Source organism: Helicobacter trogontum (assembly GCF_000765905.2).
GTDB classification, from domain to species: domain Bacteria; phylum Campylobacterota; class Campylobacteria; order Campylobacterales; family Helicobacteraceae; genus Helicobacter_A; species Helicobacter_A trogontum.
Genome location: NZ_JRPL02000022.1, coordinates 1 through 18628 on the forward strand (window position 1 = coordinate 1; position 18628 = coordinate 18628).

At 33.8% G+C, this 18628-nt stretch carries 13 protein-coding genes and 2 pseudogenes; 2 read left to right on the top strand and 13 right to left on the bottom strand.

Annotation, left to right across the window (positions count from 1 at the left end; translation table 11 throughout):
- Positions 1-190: 190 nt before the first annotated feature.
- The 7 genes and pseudogenes from LS81_RS08100 to ribH all read right to left on the bottom strand — a co-directional run bounded on the left by LS81_RS08100 (position 191) and on the right by ribH (position 7066).
- The gene (locus LS81_RS08100; protein WP_104696486.1) at positions 191-2842 is read right to left on the bottom strand and encodes a PD-(D/E)XK nuclease family protein; all 2652 of its coding nucleotides are present in this window, start codon (positions 2840-2842) and stop codon (positions 191-193) included.
- Between the two features lie 84 nt (positions 2843-2926).
- Positions 2927-3931: pseudogene (gene radA, locus LS81_RS08105) on the bottom strand (DNA repair protein RadA); the annotation flags it as partial.
- Between the two features lie 327 nt (positions 3932-4258).
- A pseudogene (locus LS81_RS11315) lies at positions 4259-4618 on the bottom strand (DNA repair protein RadA); the annotation flags it as partial.
- Between the two features lie 144 nt (positions 4619-4762).
- On the bottom strand, positions 4763-4957 hold the full coding sequence (locus LS81_RS08110; RefSeq protein ID WP_034318881.1) for a hypothetical protein: 195 nt from the start codon (positions 4955-4957) through the stop codon (positions 4763-4765).
- Between the two features lie 30 nt (positions 4958-4987).
- Positions 4988-5677 carry an orotidine-5'-phosphate decarboxylase gene (gene pyrF / locus LS81_RS08115; protein ID WP_034344513.1) on the bottom strand — a complete coding sequence of 230 codons (690 nt, stop codon included), beginning with the start codon at positions 5675-5677 and terminating at the stop codon, positions 4988-4990.
- A gap of 1 nt (position 5678) precedes the next feature.
- The gene (gene nusB / locus LS81_RS08120) at positions 5679-6599 is read right to left on the bottom strand and encodes a transcription antitermination factor NusB (protein WP_052096422.1); all 921 of its coding nucleotides are present in this window, start codon (positions 6597-6599) and stop codon (positions 5679-5681) included.
- A complete protein-coding gene (gene ribH / locus LS81_RS08125; protein ID WP_034318887.1) occupies positions 6599-7066 on the bottom strand; it encodes a 6,7-dimethyl-8-ribityllumazine synthase in 468 nt (155 codons plus the stop codon). The genes nusB and ribH overlap by 1 nt, the downstream gene beginning before the upstream one ends.
- A 598-nt stretch (positions 7067-7664) precedes the next feature.
- Here ribH and LS81_RS08130 point away from each other — a divergent pair.
- Positions 7665-9815 carry a TonB-dependent receptor family protein gene (locus LS81_RS08130; protein WP_052096516.1) on the top strand — a complete coding sequence of 717 codons (2151 nt, stop codon included), beginning with the start codon at positions 7665-7667 and terminating at the stop codon, positions 9813-9815.
- A 485-nt stretch (positions 9816-10300) separates the two neighbouring features.
- On the opposite strand, the gene LS81_RS08135 is transcribed toward LS81_RS08130, so the two are convergent.
- From LS81_RS08135 to LS81_RS08145, 3 genes are read right to left on the bottom strand one after another with little or no spacing between them, the layout of a single operon-like run.
- On the bottom strand, positions 10301-11032 hold the full coding sequence (locus LS81_RS08135; RefSeq protein ID WP_104696487.1) for a hypothetical protein: 732 nt from the start codon (positions 11030-11032) through the stop codon (positions 10301-10303).
- Positions 11025-11771 (bottom strand): hypothetical protein, encoded by a 747-nt coding sequence (locus LS81_RS08140; protein ID WP_034345872.1) that lies wholly within the window; start codon positions 11769-11771, stop codon positions 11025-11027. Before LS81_RS08140 ends, LS81_RS08135 begins: the two co-directional genes overlap by 8 nt.
- Positions 11772-11784: 13 nt before the next feature.
- Positions 11785-13395: a dynamin family protein gene (locus LS81_RS08145; RefSeq protein WP_034345869.1), complete on the bottom strand. Its 1611-nt coding sequence runs from the start codon at positions 13393-13395 to the stop codon at positions 11785-11787.
- A gap of 140 nt (positions 13396-13535) precedes the next feature.
- On the opposite strand from LS81_RS08145, the gene mutY reads away from it, so the two are divergent.
- Positions 13536-14591, top strand: coding sequence for an A/G-specific adenine glycosylase (gene mutY, locus LS81_RS08150; RefSeq protein ID WP_052096515.1), 1056 nt, complete (start codon positions 13536-13538; stop codon positions 14589-14591).
- A 95-nt stretch (positions 14592-14686) separates the two neighbouring features.
- On the opposite strand, the gene LS81_RS08155 is transcribed toward mutY, so the two are convergent.
- From LS81_RS08155 to LS81_RS08165, 3 genes are all read right to left on the bottom strand, one after another.
- Positions 14687-15256, bottom strand: a complete 570-nt coding sequence (locus LS81_RS08155; protein ID WP_034345867.1) for an adenylate kinase — start codon at positions 15254-15256, stop codon at positions 14687-14689.
- A 14-nt stretch (positions 15257-15270) separates the two neighbouring features.
- The gene (gene aspS, locus LS81_RS08160) at positions 15271-17037 is read right to left on the bottom strand and encodes an aspartate--tRNA ligase (RefSeq protein WP_034345864.1); all 1767 of its coding nucleotides are present in this window, start codon (positions 17035-17037) and stop codon (positions 15271-15273) included.
- A gap of 147 nt (positions 17038-17184) precedes the next feature.
- Positions 17185-18627 (bottom strand): NADH-quinone oxidoreductase subunit N, encoded by a 1443-nt coding sequence (locus LS81_RS08165; RefSeq protein ID WP_034345861.1) that lies wholly within the window; start codon positions 18625-18627, stop codon positions 17185-17187.
- Position 18628: the final 1 nt, after the last annotated feature.

Consider the following 18628-nt stretch of genomic DNA (forward strand, 5'->3'; position numbering starts at 1 on the left):
AAGTCTGTATTCTAACATATTTTTTTACTGGATTCTAAAGTCAATTATTTTTTATTTGCTAGAATTGCTTGTTTTTGTCTAATAAGATTATAAAGGATAATGAAATGAAACATTTTCACAAACGCAAGACACAAAGATATACGCAAAAACATTAATGGCGTATATAAATAAAATTAGATCTCAAGCAAGATTATGTTCTATTGCATAAGATGGCATATTCACAATCTTTACATATAGATCTTTTCTCTGTCATCTCGTTTGTCTCTCCAAAAGTTTCAAGGATTTTATGAATCCTTTGTATATTATCACTAAGTTTTTTTTCATCATTAAATACTAGGATTTTACTTGCATCCTTTGCACCAAGATGATAATATGCTAATTTTATCTTTAAATCCGCATATGGTTTCAACAGCATAATATCAGTTGCACACATGACATAAAAAGGCATTTGCAAATCAGAACTTTTTGGGATACTAGCCCCACTTTTATAGTCATATAGCACAATCTCATTATCTACAATATCTATCCTATCTATTGCTCCATGTAGCTTATAACCCATACCTTGCGTGGAGTTTATATGAAAATTTTCTATTTTAAAGACATATTCAAGCCCTAAAATCTTTATACGCGATTTTTCCACTCTGTTTCTTTCATGTTCAAAAAAAGTCTGCATATATGGCGTAAAACTATCAAGTTTTGCAAAAGTGCTCATGGTAATTTCTGAATCTTTTGTTTGATTGTTCTGTGTTAGTAATGAAGTGCTTAGGGTTTGTAGTTTCGAAAAAAAACTAGCTTCTATTGTATCTATAGAATCCTTACTCAATACCTGTTCAACATAAGGAAGATAAGATTCATACAACCATTGATGTATAATGCTGCCAAAATATTGACTTTGCGTTCTCTCCTCTCGCAAGTTTTCAATATAGCGATAATAAAATTTACGAGTGCATTCATCATACACATTGAGTGCTGTGGCACTCAAATTTTCCACAAATCCAAATGGTTTGTATTCATCCTCATAGAATGTTATGTTTGCCTGTTTAGTCATATCATAATAACTATAAAGTGTATCAATAGATTGAGCCATCTCAGTATTACAACCAATCTCAAATAACATGCTTGATGGAATTTGCTCTTCATTATTTACAAAGCTAATATGCGTTAGCTCTGTGTTTCTCATAATATTATAATAATGGTGCTTATAGAGGTTTTCCTTATCTTTTCGTGTAGGCATTGCATAATGTGCACGAATCTTAGAGTTTAAAAATATATCATCATGTGTAACATTTGGGACAAAATCATCTGTAAAATCAAGTATTAATACTTCTTTAAAGTGCAAATTTCTTGCCTCTAGCGTACCAATCACTTTGATTTTACCACCTGCTACATGATTAATTCTTAATCCTACAATTTCACGCATAAATAAGGCAAATAGATTCTCAAACTCTAATGTATTGATATTAAAAAATCTTCTGTTTGCAATATGATTAAATGTTGCAAGTATTTGTATCATTTGTGTAAGCAAGGCTTCTTCACTTGCAAATAATAATATGAGAATATTTTCTAAATGCGATATATTTGGATTTATAATGATTGTAGAATCTTGTTGGCATTGTTCTCTTAACTCATTAAGTTTTTCTATGTTATAAGTCCCGACATGCTCTAAAAGCTGCGCTATATCAAATACCTTTGTTTGCATATAAGATTCATATAAAGATGAGAGTAAGCTATAAGATTCTAGATAGGCAATATGTATCCCCATTGCAAAATTAAAAATATTATTAGAATCTAGAGTTATTAAGTGATTGCAGAAACTTTCATTAGGTAAAATAATTGCAAAATCATTTTCATTTGCCTCACCACACAAAATTTCTTCCTGCCATTTATGTGCCAAGGCAAGAGCTAAATTTGCCTGACTAAACCTTTTTGTAGTTTTATAGAGTTTCAGATTTTTTCGTTGCAACTTTTGTGTATCTTGCATGAATTTTTCTTGTGTTTGCAAATTATAAATATAACTCTTAAAGGGTTCTAACTCTTGCTTTAAAAAATGAAAATGTCCTATATTATATCTATCTGTTCTAAAATAAAGAAAGGTTGGTGTAATATTGCTTACACGCTCTAAAATCTCATACTGCAATGGCGATATAAACCCCTCTAATTCAATATGTATGCTTGAAAAGTTTTGTATATATTCTGTAAAGATATTATATGATTGTGTTGTATTGCTATATATAGAATCTATTATATCATTAGAATTGAGCAAGAAATGATATTCCTCATAAATATCTGCCACAAGGCTTAATTGCTCATCATATTCTTCATAGCTATCAATAGTTGCAAACTTACTAAGATTTTCTTTTGTTATTGTAATTTTATGTTCTCTTAACTCGTCATAAAACTGCAATAACACTGATGAAGTTTGTAAAAACATTATAAAACTTGTTTCAAAGTTTAAAAAGCTTTGTGGTTTTTTAGTGATATTTTTATTTTTTTGCTTTACATTTTGTAAGGCTTGCAACATAAAAAAGTCACGTACGTTGTTTGGAATCTTAGGGTGATTGCTAAATGTTATTTTCGTGAAAAATTCAGCAATGCTTAGGGCATCAGGCAAAATCATTGTATCTTTATTTATACCAAATGTATCAGCAGAAGCATAGCTATCAAATAACATAAAACAATTTTGCAATATTTCATTGTTTTCTTGATTTAAATGTAAGTTGAAATCTAGGTGACTTTTAGACTTAAAGTGTAGATAAAATTCTTTCTTGGATCGTGTGCTACTTAGTATAAATAAGGGTTGCTTTGTGGTAAAAAGCTCTTGTAATTGTGTGTTATTATCCATTGCCTTCCTTTATTTTGCATGTAATTGTAGCATCAATATTATTGTTACACTAAGCCAAATATTCTGTGGCAAGAACAGATATAATCACATCCAATCAATAATCTGTGCGACCTCTAATGCTTGCACACACTTCACTTGTCCTTTATAACCTTTTGGAATATTTGGGACTATGGCGTTTTTAAAACCAAAGTTAGCCAACTCTTTTAATCTCAACTCAAGCCCACCAACTTCTCTGATATCACCAATAAGACTTACTTCTCCGATAAATGCTGTGCTTGATTTTAACGGACGATTTTTATAACTTGAAAGAATACTTGCAATAAGGGCTAAATCAGCACTTGTCTCGCTAATCTTAATACCACCTGCAACATTTACAAACACATCGTATTTATGCAAATGAATTCCCAACTTTTTTTCAAGTAAAGCCAAAATCATATTTAACCTGTTGCTATCAAAGCCATTTGTAAGCCGTTTTGGCACACCATATTCATTCTCACAGGTTAGTGCTTGAATCTCAACAACAATACATCTACTCCCCTCCATAATCGCCACTGCAGCACTTCCTGGCATATCTTTTTTTGCATTAAAAAACTTCCTTGTGGCTTCATTTGCACTCACTAAACCATATGCTTTCATCTCAAAGATTCCAATCTCACTTGTTGTACCAAAACGATTTTTAAAGCCACGTAAAATCTTTAGCTCATTGCTCCTCTCACCCTCGAAATACAACACACAATCAACCATGTGCTCTAACACTCTAGGACCTGCAATCTGTCCATCTTTTGTAATATGTCCAATAATAAACATGGCAATATTGAAGCTTTTTGCAAGACGCATAAGTTCAAATGTAATCTCTCTTACCTGCGATACAGAGCCTGGAGCCGCTGATAAATTTGGCGAATAAATTGTTTGTATAGAATCTATAATGCAAACCTCAAAACCACCATTTAGCAGATTTTCTTTAATTTCTAAGATGTTAATTTCACTTAAAAGATATAGGTTATCACTTAAACTTTGGCATCGTTTTGCACGATTGTGTATTTGGTTAAGACTTTCTTCACCACTTACATAAAGAACTTTTCTGCCTTTTGTTTGCATAGTTGTATGTTTTGTCTTTAGATTCTGTGTCATATTTGAGTGATCTGATGACTTTAGGACATCATCACCTGATTTTACCTTGGTCATCTGGGCTAGTGATGGATTCTTTTGTGCAAAATTTAGAGGAGCTATATCCTGTTTATTATTATGAAATTGAGTAGAAGGGTCATTGTGCAAACCTACTTGGAGATCTAAGTTTAAATGAGTATTTTTAGATTCTACGTTTTGTATATTTGAAGTCGTAGTTTCTATGTAAGATCTTGGATTCATTGTGTCATGATTTTTTTGTGACATATGCGGCTGTATATCAGAATCCCCATTTGCCAATCCACTTGCTACTTTTAAAAGCAGGGTAGATTTCCCAACACCAGGGCTTCCGCCAATGAGATACACTCCACCTCGCACTATCCCACCACCAAGCACAATATCAAGCTCACTTTGCGTAGAACTAAACCTTTCTAATACTTCTTCTTGTACTTGCGTGATAGGTAAAGCTTTTACATGAGAAGTTGCATATTGTAGGTTATGCTTTTGATTATGTTGTATGTAGTTCAACTGATCGCTTTTTAATTCTGCAAGACTTTCCCATGCATTGCAATTTGGACATTTACCAAGCCATTTACTACTTTGCCAACCACAATGCTGACACTCATAAAGGCTACTCTTTTTAGCTTTCATAATAAGCCTTTATTATTGATATCTTATCACACAATGAATTAGCCAATTTGACAAAATGACAACCTCATTACACACTTAGGATTAAAACAAATAAAAGGTATTATTATATCAATTCTTAAAAATACCATTTATTACGGCAAAGTTTTAATATTCACTTTTCTTATATACGATATAGCCCAACCATTGTGCTTCATCTTGTATCTCTTGTGGATGCACTGGAATCTTTGCTATCTTGAAATTTATAATTTCCTCTGGAAAAAAATCTATACAAAATTCATTCATCTTTTGCTGTAATTCTTCTGTCGTTTTTGCAGTAAATATCTGCACTTGTGTAGTCATCATCTCCTCCTTACTATAGATGTAAGATATTTATAACTTCATATCATTTAAAATTTGCTTAATCACACCAACTTTATCAATTGCATTGTAAATTGGTCGACCAACAACGATAAAATCACTTCCAATTTTTTTAGCTACTTTTACATTTGCTGTGCGTTTTTGATCATCGCTGCTAGATTCTAGTCGTATGCCAGGTGTCACCGTAAACAATGTGTTTGATATGCTTTTTATAAGTGAAACCTCATCTATTGAGCACACAAGCCCATCTATACCACTTTCATATACTATATTTGCAAGTGAATTTACACCATGTTGTATGGAGGTATTATATATCTCTCTAAAACCATCTTCATCAAAGCTTGTTAAAGCACTCACAGCTACAACACGCATGTCTGAAGATTCTTTACGCAACAATTTAGCAATAGATCGCATCGCTTCCTTGCCACAACTAGCATGGATAGTCATCATATCTACCCCAAGTTTATGACATTCATAGACACAATCAAGCATAGTATTAGGAATGTCATAAATCTTTAAATCCAAAAAGATTCGAAAACCTAAATCCTGCAATATACATACAAAGTCCCTACCATCACGCACAAAACTACGCAAACCAACTTTTAACCAAATCTCCTCATTACTAAAGTGCTCTTGCACCTCTTTTGCTAGTTTAAGATTCTCTTGCATACTTGGCATATCAAGAGCAATACAAAGCTTCATGTTAATCCTTTTTTGCAGTAGTTTTTATGTCTTTATTAAGACTTGTATTTGACTTTAGCACATCCTTTTTATCCCCATTACTTCTTGTATTATTGGAATCTGTTTGTGCATGTTTTATCCCATTGCTACTAAATTTTTTGAATTGACTAGATTTTTTAGATGCTTTCAAACGCTCAACATCTTTTGATCTCTTAGAATCTGACTTTTTATTCATATGCGTTTTTTTCTCTAGATTCTGTTGTTCTTTGCTCTTAGCATTTGCATTTATCTGGATCGATTTGATACGTGCTATATCTGTTTTTTTTGTTGGCAAATTTTGTATAGAATCTACTTTTATTGCTTTTTGCATATCCGCTTGAGGTCTTGTTTTTTTTGTAGCATCTTTTTTGAGATATTGCGTGTTTTTTGGCTTTTGTTCTTGTATTTTCTTAGATTCTATGTAAGTTTCATTTATAGGTTTTTGATCTACTGCATTAATACTATCTGTCTGCACTTGTTGTTGTATCAAATCATCTAACACCTTAGGATCTGCTTTTGCAACAGAATCAAGTATACCATTGACTAACCTAAATGCATCTTGCACATTAAAAGATTTTGTAAGCTCAATAGCCTCATTAATCACAACTGCTTTTTGCGTATTTGTTTGCAATAATTCATACACACCAAGCTTGATTATATTTTTTTCAATGACACCCAAACGACTTAAATCCCAGGTTTTCAAAAATACATTGATAACATCTGTAATGCGTTTCTCTTCACTACAAATCCCATGCAATAAAGTGAGGGCAAAATCCTGCTGCTTATTGCGTATTTTTTGTTCATATAGAAATGATTCTGCTTGCTCTATTGCCTTATCATTGCCCAATTCTTTTGCATACAGAATCTGAATAACAGCTTCTCTTGCTTGTTTTCTTGTTGCCATTAGTCAAGCTGCCTGTATATATCAATGAGTTCGATTAGACTTGCCATCGCTTCAAAACCTTTATTCCCCACCTTTAACCCTGCACGATCAAGAGCTTGTTCAATACTATCTGTTGTTAGGATACCAAAACTTACTGCTCCACCATATTTCAATGTTACATTTGCAATACCCTTTGTAGATTCTGCTGCTACATAGTCAAAATGTGGTGTACCACCACGGATAATCGCTCCAAGCACACATACACCATCATAATCGCCATTTTCAAGCACTTTCTCAAGCACAAAAGGCAATTCAAATGCACCTGGGACTCTTATAAGAGTGAAGTTATCCTCATTGCCGCCATGTCGCAAATAGCAATCTTTTGCTCCCTCGATTAACCTCTCTGTTACCATGCTGTTAAACCGACTGCACAAAACAGCAATTCTCTCATTGCCTTGTAAAGCAATCTTACCTTCTAAAATCTTCATATACCAAACCTTTCAACGCACAAAAATAAATACTAAAATATAATTGTAGCAATAAAAAATGAAATATGTAGTAATTAAATAATGTTTGCATTCAATCAATTTTAGATATTAATCAAACTAGCCCAATATCTTTAAGTCTAAGTTCTATAACCAATGTTTATCCAAGTGATTCTAATTTATGAGTGTGCCAACTCATCAACACATTTTAAGAATAAAAATCTATAAAACAAAATACTTATTACACAAAAAATAACCGCTACGCATTCTAAAGCTATCCTTCTTTAAATATTCTCAACAAATATCTATCAAACACACTCACAGACTTCCACCATAAAGCTTGATTGAATTAAGTGCTTATTTCATACATAAAAAGATGAAAGTCAAAGCAAATACAATAAAGAAACATCGCAATTATTATGTTTTATTAGGTTTTATTGCCATCAATAAAGTTCATTTGTAACACGCAAGGACACTTTTAGTGTTTTATAAATATTGTAAAGTATTATTGATTTTATATAAAAATAAAAATCGATATTAATATTAACAAATAATTGACACATTATATATAAGATTTCGCATCTTTCGTTGGAGCTTTTTTATGAAAAAAATCACATTTATCGTATTATTATTAGATTGTTTTAGCACTGCTTTGGCAGGACAAACCATAAGAGTTAATAGAGTAACGGCAACATCAAAAACAAATTATTTGAGTGAAGAGGTTTTAAATCACAATGGCACTGCACATATAATTTCAAGCGATACGCTTAAAAGAGGTGCGGTAAGAAATATTGATGAATCTTTGCAAAAAATCCCAGGTATTCAAATAAGAGACTATTCTGGTACTGGTATTTTACCAAAAATTTCCGTGCGAGGCTTTGGAGGTCAAGGGAATGGACATAGCAACACGGGATTAATCATGCTTGATGGTGTTAATATATATAGTGCCCCCTATTCAAACATAGAATTGGCTCTTTTCCCAATCACAACACAAATGGTTGATTATATCGAGGTTACAAAAGGGGCTGCGGCACTTTGGGCAGGTCCAAATACATTTGGTGGAGTGATCAACATCCATAGCAAACCAATCCCAAAAGAATGGGAAACAGAAATTAGTGAGAAAATCACATGGTGGGGCTTACCTGATAATATTTATAAACTGAAAGAAAATGGTAAACCATTTGGCAATAATATGTTGTTTGATACATATATACGCACAGGCGGATATATCACACAGAATTTTGGTATACAAGGACAAGCAAACGTGATTAAAGGGGAAAGTTTTAGAGAAAACACACCACAAACAATACAAAACTATAAGCTTGATGCTATTTATGATATAAGCGAACATCATAGTCTAAAAAGCTACATCCAATATTATGAATTTAACTCTAAACTTGCTGGTTCACTAACCCCTGCAGATTACATCGCTAACAGATTTCAAAACAAGCGTCCCTATCTCGCCGCAAGTGGTGCCACAACTAGATTTGGATTAAATTATGATTATGACTTTGAAAAAGAAAATATAGATGGAGATGTCAATATAGCTTACTATTATCATAACCTTAGTAGAGATTTTACTCTAGATGATAAATATAAAGAAGTCAATTATACTGGCAGCAATGCACCCACGACAATTACTGATCATTTAAGATCTTTTGTTGTAAATGGATTTGCACCAAAGCTTACACTTAATATCGATGGACAAGCAGTAAAACAAAAGATTGTTACAGGTGCTACCTACACTAGCGAGCAAATCACGCCATTTGTATATACCACAACCATTAATACTGGTGCAACAGAGCAAACATCTCGCAATTTTCATAACAATCATTTCCTTGCTTTTCACATAAGTGATGAAATAACGCTATTTGATAAGCTAATCTTAACCCCTGGTTTACGTTATGATTTCCTTTATTATAATGGAGAGTACACGCAAAGTAGTAGTAATTCCACAACAAACAAACAATCAATATATCATGAGGTATCTGGTGGGTTTAATATAGGATATAAACCTGTAGAATCTGTATTAGTTTTTGCAAATTACAATAGATCATTTTTACCCAAGCAATATGGAGCAAATCCGCTTCTTAATGTAAATTATAATCAACATGCAAATGTAGCAGAAGCTGGGGTAAGATATAATTTTAATAACGATATAGTTATGACTGCTACCTATTTCTATATATACGTAGACAATCAATCTGTTACTCAAGTAAGTGGTGGGCAAATACAAGCGGGTGCGACATCATCTCAAGGAGCTGAATTTGAGCTCTATTATAATCCAAGTTGGCTTGAAGGATTAAATATGCATTTAGGTTATAACTTTATTGATGCAAGACAATTAAAATCTGGACCAAATTATATGAAATTTCTGCCATTTGTATCTCCTCATCAACTTATTGCAGATGTGAGTTATAATTTTGGAAAAACCGTTCTATCTTATTCAAGTTATTTTTATTCTAGTGCCTTTAGCGACCTTGATAATAATATAAAAGAAGATTGGACATGTCCTTCATCAAATGGAACAAGCAGTCAATGCACTGGTGGAAAAATACCAGCATATTATGTCGCAAACATTCAAGTTAGTAGACCTCTTTGGGAAAGTGGCAAACAAGCCCTTATTGGTAGTCTACAGGTGAATAATATTTTCAATGACAAGTATTGGTTTATAGGTGATGGGACAAGTCCAAAAGGAAGATACCCAGCACCAGGTCGCAGTGTCAGTGTGCAATTTAGATATTTATTTTAATTCTATGGTATTGCATCAGCATTTGAGATTATTTGTAGATCTAGGGTTAGGTATAATTAGCAACCACATTTACACTGAAACCATACATGCAAGACTAGAAGATAAGAGGTGAGACATTATGTTGAATGTCAAAACTCTGAAAGCCTACCACAAACAGCAAATTATTAACCTACTCTACTATTAAACAATATCTTTGTATATTTTTTGGATGAATCATGAAGATTTAAGAGGGGGGATATTTGAAAATTTTATATCTTTTTCTAGATATTAGCACTCAAAATGGAGGGAGTTGAAATAAAACGAGATGCATGAATTTTTTAGACACCACCTCTCCTTCCAAAAACAGAAAAGTAGCAATTTTACATGCTTAGGTTATTTCAGAAGGTATGCTTTTATTTTAAAATTTCACTCTCTTTAGCTATGTTATTTATTGACATATAGCATATTTGGACCCCTCATTGATTTAGGTAAATTTCATACTGCCTTTATTTAACCAATCTTTGAAGTATCAAAGATATTGCATTGTAACAGGCGATTTGCTCTGCTATAGCTATTTGTTTCTTTTGCTTCTCCTGTATAGTGCTACTTTGCAATTCTCGGAGCAAAGCAGCATCTCGCTGCAAAAGGGATTGTTGAATCTGATATTTGTCTTGTAAGATATCGCAAAAGGTTTCTTGCATATAGGCAAGACTTTTATCAAGCTCATTCACGATTTCTTTTAAAGCGTTGATTAACACTTTATTGCAGAAATGCTCTAATGCCTCTTTCCTCTCCTCTTCACACGGAATTTGCAGAATCTTTACAAATCGATCATTACCAATACTAAAATATTGGGTAATGTGAGTTGAAAAAATCTGCCCTATTACCCTCTCGCTTTCACGCATTGCATAATCAATATTGTATGTAGGAATCTGACCTTGTTCGAGTATATCTTTCAGCGATTTAATATGATTTACTAAAAAATAGGTAATCTCATTTTTTATCTTTGAAGCTCGATCTTGCACATTATTTTTTAACTCATTTAAAGCATGGATTACACCCATGTTCTCTTCTGGATTCTGTGCCCCTTTCTTATATGTCTCTTTTGCGACATTATCTATATCTGCCTTATTATTAGAAAAGAGGTCTTTTGCCTCTTTAATAAGTCCAATCACCTTTGGAGCATACATTATAGCCGTCCTAACCACTTTACCCAATTCAGTAAGCCATTTAGCCATTATTTCCCCTTAATTTTTTCCCATTTAACAATGTTGCATATTTCACAAAAAATAACTCTTGCAAAACGACAAGTTGCTTGTGCTCTTTTTGGGCGATATCCTTGCCATCGCTAGATTTTAGATCTTCTAAAACATCAAGCGATTTTTGTGCATTTGCTTTCATGACCCCCAGCCTAGTTTTTAGCTTATCGTTGACATTATCTATGCAATCTTTATTCTTTGTATCCATATCATTTCTTAAGCGTATAAGAGATTCCTTAAAACTCTTATTAATAAAATTTCTCATTTCTGCTTCTTTGTCTTTACCTGCTTTTAATTTTAAGATTTTTAAGCATTCTTTATTACCAATGCTAAGCTTTGGCATAAGATCTTGCATCAGCACACCCTTTATATGTCGCACATTCACTCTGTTTGTATATTTAATTTGTCTTATAGGTAAATTCAAAGATATAGAACCAAACTTTCTATTATTAATTTTTTGTATTTGATCTTCCAATTGCCTAAAATTATTTGCTATCGCGTGAGCAATCTGATCCTCTAGTTTACACGCTGTATTTTTTGCTTCATTTGTAAGATCCACCAAGGATTGATGTATCCTATCAGCTTGTTCTGCAGACGCAGATGTAGAATCTCTATCATATGAGTCTTGTTTACCCATATCTTTTGCAGCTTTATCCCCAAACCCAAAAAATGACTTGATATTATCCCATACATCACTCATCCAATCAAACATTCCCATATATATATCCTCCTCATATCATCACGTCACAAGAGTTATCGTATCTCAATATCTCGTTACCATTTACCACGCTATCACTCAATTTCTCTATAATCGAATCAATTTGTCTTTTTAGTTCAATAATATTTTCTTTTGATTCTTCTTCAAATTTTTTCATTATTTTTTCCAAATCTCGTGTTTGGTTTTTAATCCCTTCTAGATCCTCCTCTGCTTTAGCAATCCTTTCATTGATTGCGTTTATATCCTTTTGCGAAACATCAAAGTTCTCCTGCAAGAGTGCTGCAGAATCTTGAAAATATGTCTCTATTTCATCATACAAAAACTTATAAGCACTTCGTGCATCTTCTATAGCTGCCTGCTCTGCTGTTTGAAGAATATCTTCTTTAATGCGTTCAAAAATTATATGTATATTGCTTATCTTTCTTAATCCCTCAATATGCTTTTCAAAGTCAGTATCTTCAAAGAATTTAAACGAACATTCTTTTATTTTCTTTCTACCATCATCATCAATCTTATCTTTCTCATACAAATCAAGTAAAAGACCTACATATCCTGATACTTGGATAATATTTTTCTCTGCTTGGATTTTTGTAAATTGCGCAATATCTTTATCTCTATCAGAAGAAAGGTATTTTATCCATGATTGCTTTTGCTGCTCCCATTCTTTTAATGGGTTATTGAGAGTATCATATTGTGTGCCAAGTACATATACTTTTTCTGGTTTACCCCGCGTATTATCAAAGATCCTATAAATTGTATCCACCTCTTTAGCTGTGAGTGTTTTAGCCTGCACACATACAATCACTGCATTTGCTCTATCAATATAATCTCGCGTAACTTTTGAACGATAGTCAACTGGATCATCAAGCCCTGGCGTATCTACAAAAACAATGTTTTTACCAAAAGGAAAGTCTTTTAACCTAACACACACTTCCTTGACAAAATAGTGGCTTTCACTCTGTGAACTTGTATATTTCTTAAGCGTGTCAATGCTTAGCTCCTCTGTTATAGGGCTATGGTTTATCCACTTGGACTTATAAAACTCTGCACCACTTTTTTCATACTCTTCCCTAAATACTCCTCCCTTACTTGCACTCTGCCAAAACTCTTGCCATTCAGATTCATTATAGAAGGAAACAACAATCTCATCTTTTTGTCCATAGCAAAACTTCGTTAAAACCGCTGTCTCTGGTGTCACGGAAGTAGAAGCATATTCATCTTTTAGCATAGCATTAATGAGCGTACTTTTCCCGGCCTTAATTGTGCCACAAACCGCAATTTGAAAGCTATCATCACGTGATAAAAAATTATTACATTTTTGGATAAAATTATTTATACGTGCATCTTTTTTATCATTTACTTGTTCATTATACACGGTAAAGACTTCTAAAAATGCCTTTGTCTTAGAAACATTATTAAACAAGTCTTGTAATTGCTCAATCTTAGATTCTACAATGCTTTTTGCCATCTTTTGCTGCAAAGATTGTAAAAAGGCTTTGATCTTTTTTTCACTCTCTTGCAAAGCTTCTTTATCGCTAAAGTATGAATCATCAACTATGCTTCCACAACTCATGCAAAACACTGCCTTATTTGAGTTTTCATATCCACATTGACACTTTGACATCTTATCTCCCTGTCATTAAATTTTATGTTGAAAATCTGCCATCGTACAAAAAAAAGAAAATAAGTCAAGCAATCACGAGGTTAAATAAAAAATGGGTTTATCATACATGATGTAAAATCACAATCAAAAAAGGAGTAAGCATGGATGTAACACAACAAGCAAAATATATTGCCACACACTACCAACAACAACTCCTAAAATGGTATGCTAAAGAAGGCAGAATCTCTCTTCCATGGAGAAATCTAAAAGGAGAAAATGCGCCCTATGGTGTATATGTGAGTGAAATCATGCTGCAACAAACACAGGTTAAAAGAGTGCAAGAAAAATATTTCACACCATTTTTACATACTTTCCCTACACTCAAAGCCCTTGCACAAGCTCCACTAGATTCTATATTGAAATGCTGGGAAGGATTAGGCTATTACACACGTGCGAGAAATATGCAAAAAAGTGCCATAATCTGTTGTGATAAATACAATGCTGCTCTGCCACGCACACGCAAAGAGTTATTGCAACTACCAGGTATTGGAGCATATACTTCAGGAGCAATTTTATGCTTTGGCTTTGGGGAGAGTGTAAGCTTTGTAGATGGAAATATCAAGCGAGTTCTATGCAGAATCTTTGCATTACGTGAGCCTAGCCAAGCACTCTTAGATAAACTTGCATTACTCCTTTTAGATAGCAAACATAGCTTTGATTATAATCAAGCCTTACTTGACTTAGGCGCGATGATTTGTACACCAAAATCTCCATCTTGTCATATCTGTCCTGTGCACAATTTCTGCAATGGGAAAACAAACCCTGCCCTCTACCCAACACCAAAAAGTTCTCACCTCACCACGCTTATACTGCATCTTGCTGTATATATGAATAAAAAAGGTGAAATTGCCTTTGTATACACAGATGAGAAAGAAGGCAAAAATAGCTTATATCAAGGTCTATACAATCTCCCAAGCTTTAAACTAGAAGAAATTGCACATCACGAAAAATGTTATACAAAGTGTGGGAGCTTTAAGCATCACTATACAAAATACGCCATCACCGCCAATGTATATTGGCTAGATTATGAATATCTAGATATTTTAAGGCATATGCAATACAAAAAATTACATTTTTTCCTACCTCAAGAGTTAGACGCTAAACCGCTCTCATCACTTTGTAAAAAGGCATTGAAGCTTGTAGATTCTAGATTTTAAGAATACAAATGGGGATTATGAAATTATGTATTATAAACCATACAAATAACACTTATCTAGAATCTCAAGTGTATTTCTTTCCTTTAAAATAGAATCTAAATTCTAGATTCTATAAATGCACGCATATCATCAACGATTACATCAATCGTTCTTTCTCCATTAATAACATGCAAGATACCATTATTTGTGTAAAATTCCTGAATCTCTTTCAATGGCTCCAAATATACACGCATACGATTTTTAAACACTTCAGCATTATCATCAGCACCCCGTGCACGACCAAGCACTCTGTCTTTTGCCACCTCTTCACTCACCTGCACTTCAATCACATTTACAAGCTGCACATTAGAATCTTGCTCTAAAACCTTATCAAGCTCAAGCATTTGCTCAACACTGCGAGGGTAACCATCAATCAAAATAATATCTTTTGGTGAGTTATTGATTGCACCAACAATTGTTTGCACAACAATATCAAGTGGGACAAGATTCCCAGCTGATGTAAAGCTCTCGATAAGTTTGCCTTGCTCACTACCACTTGCCACTTCCGCACGTAGCAAATCACCTGTAGAATAATGTGCAATCTTGGAATTAGATTCCGCAATTTTTTGTGCATCTGTTGTTTTACCACTACCCGGTGCACCAATAATTAAAAACAATTTTTTCATAGACTTCTCCTTTTTTAATGTTGAACTTTGATATGCAGCTCATTTAATTGTGACACCGCAACACTGCTTGGTGCCTCCATTAAGAGACAACTTGCTTTTTGTGTTTTTGGAAAGGCAATCACCTCTCGTATGCTTGTCGCACCACTTAAAAGCATGACAAGTCGATCAAAGCCTATTGCAAAACCACCATGTGGTGGTGCACCATACTGCAATGCTTCAAGCAAGAAGCCAAATTTTTCTTGTGCCTCTTCTCTACTAATTTGCAGTAAATCAAAAATTTTACTTTGTATTTCGCTTTTATGAATTCTTATGCTACCACCACCTAGTTCCACACCATTTAACACTATATCATAGGCAATTGATTGTATAGATTCCACGTCCTCTTCATCTATATTTTTTGGCATTGTGAATGGATGGTGAAGAGCTTTAACACCCTCATCTGTTCTTTCAAACATAGGGAAATTCACAACCCACACAAAACTCAATTTATCCGCACAAATAAGATTGAGCTGTCCTGCAACTTCAAGCCTCAATCGCCCCATATAATCCCAAACCACTTGCTTCTCACCTGCACCAAAGAATATAATATCGCCCTTTTTTGCACCAACTCTTTGTATCAGGGTTTTTATAGAATCTTCTGTGAGAAATTTAATGAGTGGTCCCTTTAAACTCTCTTCAATACCTTCTTTATCAAAGTTTTTACACTCTTCTTTCACTTGAATATATGCTAATCCCTTTGCACCAAAACTACGCACAAATTTTTCTAAATCAGTAAGGTTTTTGCGACTAAACTTGGAATCTCCATCAGCCACACACAAAGCTTTTATGCGATTAGCTTTTGTATCAAGGGCTATCTCTCTAAACATATCATTATTTGAATCTACAAACAAATCAGCAACTTCAACCAAAGGCAAATCAAAGCGCAAATCAGGTTTATCACTACCATAGGTCTCCATCGCATCAATATAATCTAAATGTGGAATTTTATAAGAAATGTTCTTCCCACATGCTTTAAAAATTTCAAGGATTAAATCCTCTGCAATCTGCATTACATCTTTTTCTTCACAAAAACTCATCTCAACATCAATTTGGCTGAATTCTGGTTGCCTATCAGCACGTAAATCCTCATCTCTAAAACACTTTGCTATTTGGTAATATCTTTCAAAGCCACTCATCATAAGCAATTGTTTAAAAAGCTGCGGACTTTGCGGTAACGCATAAAAAGAACCATCATGCACACGACTTGGCACAAGATAGTCTCTTGCACCCTCTGGAGTTGCCTTTGTGAGTATAGGTGTTTCAACCTCTAAAAAACCATTCGATTCTAAAAAGTTACGTGTAACACTTGCAATCTTAGCACGCAATTTAAAAATATCAAGGCTCTTTTGACTACGCAGATCAAGATAGCGATACTTCAATCTCAACTCTTCATTTACACTTTCATCACCTATAATAATTGGCGTTGTTTGTGCTTTATTTTCAATAACGAGCGTATCTAATACCACTTCTATTGCACCCGTTTTTAGCTTTGGATTCACTAAACCTTCGCCTCTAGCTCTTACTTTACCTTTTGCCAATAATACATATTCATCACGCACACTCGAAGCTACTGCATGTGCCTTACTACTTGGATCTGCCACAAGCTGTATAAGTCCACTCTTATCACGCAAATCGATAAAGACAACACCACCATGATCACGATAGCTATTGCACCAACCACATAGGGTAACCTCTTTATCAATATCATCTATACTTAACGCCGTGTTATAATGTGTTCGCATTAAATTCCTTGAAAGAAAATGATTTTAGGATTCTAGCATTTTTTTGTTGAAAATAACATTTTAAAAATCTCTTTTTATTTTTCGCATATTACACAACCTATCTACCTAATGCTTCCATAAGTCCTATGGAATCTAGATAGGTATCCCCTATACCCCAAGCATAGGAACATATTGAAACAAATATGATACAACAAGGATTGAAAAAATACAAAGAACAGCACACAAAAATGCGACAAAGCGAATTGGTGTGGTACTATTGTCTTCATAAAAATCCTCATTACTACCTTGCTTAAAATACATCGCAACAATAAGTTTAAGATAATAACACACAGCAATCGCACTGTTTAACATCATTATAAATGCAAGTAATATTTCATCCTGTTGAAAAGCATTCGTGACAATAAAAATCTTGCCCCAGAAAATGGAAAATGGTGGTATCCCAGCAAGTGAAAGCATAAATAAAGACATGCTCAGCGCCATTATTGGATGCTTTTTTCCAAAACCATAAAATCTTTGCAAGTCATAATCATAACGAGCTTGAGTATTGCGTGGCTTTGCCATCCACAACATTGCAAAAGCACCCAAATTGCTTATCAAAAATAACACCCAATACAGTATCAAAGTATTAAATGTGTTAAGGTAAATACAAGCTAAAGCAAAACCAGAATGCGAAATAGAACTAAATGCAAGCATTCTTTTCACATCTCTTTGCACCAATGCCATGATATTTGGCAAGGTAATGGTAATAAGTAAAAGAATCCTCATAAGCTCTTCAATATAATTGTGCGATGTGTTGTTTCCTTGTAAAAGCGGCAGAAAAAGTATAGCAAAAAGTGCAAAACCAGCAATCTTTGGCACAATTGAAACATAACCTGCCAACACAGGATTACTCGCCTCATAAACATCGGGCATCCAGCTATGCCATGGGACTAGTGACACTTTGAAGCCAAGCCCAGCAAGCATAAAAAGCATACTAAAAAGCAATAATAAAATATCTAACACATGTCCATATAATAAGACATTCTTATACTCGATCTCATTTCTTTGCAATGAGAAGTCGCCAAAATATAGATAAAAGAGCATGATTCCAAGTATAAAAAATATACTCGCAAGTGCACTTGAAACAAAATACTTTATACCCCCCTCAATGCCATAAATCCTGCGATTAAACGCTAAAAGTGCGGCTAATGGTAGGCTACCAATCTCCAATCCAAGCAATACTAATACTAGGTCATTACCGTGCACCATAAGCATAAAACCTGATATGGAAAATAGATAAAGTGGATAAAACTCGGGTGTTTGGAACTCAACAAACTTATATTTTGAGAAAGTAAGTAATATAAGCCAAAAAGAAGCAATAAGGATAATATATTCTGCACTCAAAGTAATTTCTGAAACATTTTCTATATGTCCAACACTAAGACAGAAAAATAAAGCTGCTACAATAAAAATCATACATAACGATAAACTTGTATTGCGTGAAAATTGGCTTGCAAACACATTACTAAACAGCACAACAATAGCCCCTAGCACCAAAATGACAGAAGGCATATACATATATAAGTAAGTGTAAAAATCTGGTGTATTCATA

Excerpts from the sequence above, each read along its gene's own strand:
- LS81_RS08110 (WP_034318881.1), bottom strand. The coding sequence starts at position 4,957 with ATGACTACACAAGTGCAGATATTTACTGCAAAAACGACAGAAGAATTA.
- LS81_RS08145 (WP_034345869.1), bottom strand. The coding sequence starts at position 13,395 with ATGTCAAAGTGTCAATGTGGATATGAAAACTCAAATAAGGCAGTGTTT.
- ribH (WP_034318887.1), bottom strand. The coding sequence starts at position 7,066 with ATGAAGATTTTAGAAGGTAAGATTGCTTTACAAGGCAATGAGAGAATT.
- LS81_RS08155 (WP_034345867.1), bottom strand. The coding sequence starts at position 15,256 with ATGAAAAAATTGTTTTTAATTATTGGTGCACCGGGTAGTGGTAAAACA.
- LS81_RS08135 (WP_104696487.1), bottom strand. The coding sequence starts at position 11,032 with ATGGCTAAATGGCTTACTGAATTGGGTAAAGTGGTTAGGACGGCTATA.
- LS81_RS08130 (WP_052096516.1), top strand. The coding sequence starts at position 7,665 with ATGAAAAAAATCACATTTATCGTATTATTATTAGATTGTTTTAGCACT.
- pyrF (WP_034344513.1), bottom strand. The coding sequence starts at position 5,677 with ATGAAGCTTTGTATTGCTCTTGATATGCCAAGTATGCAAGAGAATCTT.
- mutY (WP_052096515.1), top strand. The coding sequence starts at position 13,536 with ATGGATGTAACACAACAAGCAAAATATATTGCCACACACTACCAACAA.
- nusB (WP_052096422.1), bottom strand. The coding sequence starts at position 6,599 with ATGGCAACAAGAAAACAAGCAAGAGAAGCTGTTATTCAGATTCTGTAT.
- LS81_RS08100 (WP_104696486.1), bottom strand. The coding sequence starts at position 2,842 with ATGGATAATAACACACAATTACAAGAGCTTTTTACCACAAAGCAACCC.
- LS81_RS08140 (WP_034345872.1), bottom strand. The coding sequence starts at position 11,771 with ATGGGAATGTTTGATTGGATGAGTGATGTATGGGATAATATCAAGTCA.
- aspS (WP_034345864.1), bottom strand. The coding sequence starts at position 17,037 with ATGCGAACACATTATAACACGGCGTTAAGTATAGATGATATTGATAAA.
- LS81_RS08165 (WP_034345861.1), bottom strand. The coding sequence starts at position 18,627 with ATGAATACACCAGATTTTTACACTTACTTATATATGTATATGCCTTCT.